The sequence below is a fragment of the Bacteroides muris (ex Afrizal et al. 2022) genome (assembly GCF_004793475.1).
GTDB lineage: Bacteria > Bacteroidota > Bacteroidia > Bacteroidales > Bacteroidaceae > Bacteroides > Bacteroides muris.
The window spans coordinates 1-2,829 of the sequence record NZ_SRYZ01000095.1 but is presented as its reverse complement, the minus strand read 5'-3'; the positions used below and the strand labels follow the sequence as shown (position 1 = coordinate 2,829).

The following is a 2,829-nucleotide window of genomic DNA, read 5'->3' as shown; positions in this document are numbered from 1 at the left end:
ATGCCTTCTTTTATACCCTCTTATAAACTTTCATGCTGACTTGCGAAACTTAAATTACTAAATATTAAGCGCACCCGATGTTCTATTGAAGCATTTCAGCGGATGCTCTGCAAGAATAAATATAAGATAGTCAACCGTCAGTTTTATTTGATAAATCCACATTATGAAGTGAAATTTGGGTTAAAGCCACGTAAGCTATATTTTTTATTAGGCAATATCCCTTACATTCGCAATTTCCTCACAACCTCCTGTTTTTACATTTTATCAGTTAATACGGTACAGAAAACAATTAAAATGGACAAAAATGAAGAATAGAAACTTTCTCGTAATGCTGTTTATGGCAATCTTTACAATGATAGGAGTAACATCATGCAATGATGATGAAGAAGACAAAAAAGTAACCGGTTACAAGGAATACACGCTTACGGTGGCTTCTGCAAAACTCCCCGGTGTTTTAACATCAAGTGATAACAATGTACTTACAGATGTATATGCTGTAAAAAACGAGCAGTCCACCGATTGGGAGGCTCAGGGAAGCATCGGTAAGTTTGAATACGAAGAAGGATATGAATATCAGATACGTATCAGTGAAACAAACTACTTGGGTTATCGCATGGGTGACCCGGCTTGGACTGAATACGAGCTATTGGAAGTTATATCGAAAGAACACAAGAACTCTGAGAATTTGCCTCCTCATTTCATCCCGGATTGGTATTTTGAGCAATACTGTCCGTATATTAATCCAGAATTTGCCTACGCCATTGACGCTGATAAAAAAGAGGACATTGAGAACGACCTTAAAACAAATAGCACATACAAATTTGGAGGATTGCGCTATTATATTGCTTTTTACGGTATAGGCATATGGTTCTTGCAGGATGACGATATGCACACTGTTGAGCATGGCGTTTTGATTAGAAAGAGTAAGGAGTTAACAGAGTTTCCCGAATCATATAAGTTGCTTCCGCTGGAAATTAAAAATTACGAATTTGGAGAGTTTAATTTTGTAACAAGCGATGATACAGAAGACTATGTAATGCAATATGATGTGTTTATGTATGTTGTTGCACCACAAATCGTTGATATATGGCTATATAAAGACCTTACGGCATATTACCAAAGGAAATATCCCGCAGCTGATGTCAAGGCTGTCGTGATTCGCTATGAGGTAAAGAATTTGTGATAACGTTTTTATGCATCATGAGTCTAAACAAGCATTTTGATTATACTGATAATTTCAGTGAGATAGTCTGTACCACACGACCGATAAGCGCAGAAGAACTGACAGTCAGATTTTTCTGCGCACCCCAGTGGATTATTGTCTTGATGAAGTTTCGTAATGCCATAGTAAAACCTTTTGGTCTAAACGAAGGGAAGAATTTATCGGATCTTGTCATTGTCAAATCCGATAGCCTTGCGACAATAAGCAAAAGCGACAAACACCTTAATTTTGTTATTGCATTTATGACCGAAAGGCGTATGAATGACAGTCTATATCTATCGGTTTGTACGAAAGTCCGATACAACAACCGTATGGGAAAATTCTATTTTACTATAATAAAACCATTTCATAAGTTAATCTGTAAGACACTGTTAAAACAGGTAAGGAGGAATTTCGAATTATCATAATGCTTATCCTTGTTCTTTGCCACATCTCCAATCTCTTCTATTGATGATGCGAGTTCAACTAAACCATAACGGTCATATAGTATCTTATGAAACAGTCTATCGATATTAAAAATATCCGTGCGTTGACTTCCGCAGGCTATCTACTAATAGCTTTGCTGGTAGGCGGCATCATGTACATATGGCTTGGCGAATGGCGAGACATGGAGGAATTGGAAGCCAAAAACCGAGAAATCGACGAATTTCGAAAAGAGGTAAACAATATTCATATTCATTTGATAGAGTTTTCTCTATTGGGTGAAACGATATTGGAATGGGATGATAAGGATTTAGGACTTTACCATACCCGGCGTATGTCAATAGACAGTATGCTCTGCCGTTTCAAAGCTACCTATCCGGCAGAGCGTATCGACAGTGTACGCCATCTTCTCGAAGATAAGGAACGGCAGATGTGCCAAATTGTTCAGATACTTGAGCAGCAACAAGCCATCAACGATAAGATAACCAGTCAAGTACCTGTAATCATACAGAAGAGTGTGCAGGAACAGCCCAAGAAGTCCAAGCGCAAGGGTTTCTTGGGCATCTTCGGCAAAAAGGAAGAAGCGAAACCAACTGCGACCACCACGATGCTCCGTTCCCTTAACCGGAATATCATAGCGGAACAACAGACGCAAAGCCGCCGTTTGTCGGAACATGCCGACAGTCTTGCTGCACGAAATGCAGAACTGAATAGGCAGCTGCAAGGACTGATTATTCAAATAGATGGAAAAGTTCAAGCAGACCTGCAAAAAAGGGAATTGGAAATAGCTGCCATGCGGGAACGGTCGTTCATTCAGATTGGCGGCTTGACAGGATTCGTCCTCCTTTTGTTGGTAATTTCCTATATCATCATCCACCGGAATGCCAACCGTATCAAACGATATAAACGGGAAACGACAGATTTAATCGGACAACTCCAAAAATCGGTTGAACAGAACGAGGCACTGATAGCCTCCCGCAAGAAAGCGGTTCATACCATCACCCACGAGTTACGCACACCTTTAAGCGCAATAATCGGTTATACCGCGTTGATGGAAAAAGGGAATGATGCGGATAAAAAAGAGCGATATGTCCGTAATATCCGGCAATCCTCCGACCGTATGCGCGAAATGCTCAATACCCTGCTGAGTTTCTTCCGGCTGGACAATGGCAAGGAGCAGCCGA

3 protein-coding genes are annotated in these 2,829 nt (G+C 40.3%); all 3 read left to right on the top strand.

Features of this window, described 5'->3' with window-relative positions; all coding sequences use genetic code 11:
* The first annotated feature begins 304 nt into the window (after positions 1 to 304).
* Positions 305 to 1,183: a DUF4377 domain-containing protein gene (locus E5355_RS18900; protein WP_123477164.1), complete on the top strand. Its 879-nt coding sequence runs from the start codon at positions 305 to 307 to the stop codon at positions 1,181 to 1,183.
* Between the two features lie 17 nt (positions 1,184 to 1,200).
* Positions 1,201 to 1,629: a DUF2867 domain-containing protein gene (locus E5355_RS18895; protein ID WP_123477162.1), complete on the top strand. Its 429-nt coding sequence runs from the start codon at positions 1,201 to 1,203 to the stop codon at positions 1,627 to 1,629.
* A gap of 86 nt (positions 1,630 to 1,715) precedes the next feature.
* Positions 1,716 to 2,829: histidine kinase dimerization/phospho-acceptor domain-containing protein (locus tag E5355_RS18890; protein ID WP_305764603.1), on the top strand; the 1,114-nt coding region annotated here is incomplete at its 3' end.

Excerpts from the sequence above, each read along its gene's own strand:
- E5355_RS18900 (WP_123477164.1), top strand. The coding sequence starts at position 305 with ATGAAGAATAGAAACTTTCTCGTAATGCTGTTTATGGCAATCTTTACA.
- E5355_RS18895 (WP_123477162.1), top strand. The coding sequence starts at position 1,201 with ATGAGTCTAAACAAGCATTTTGATTATACTGATAATTTCAGTGAGATA.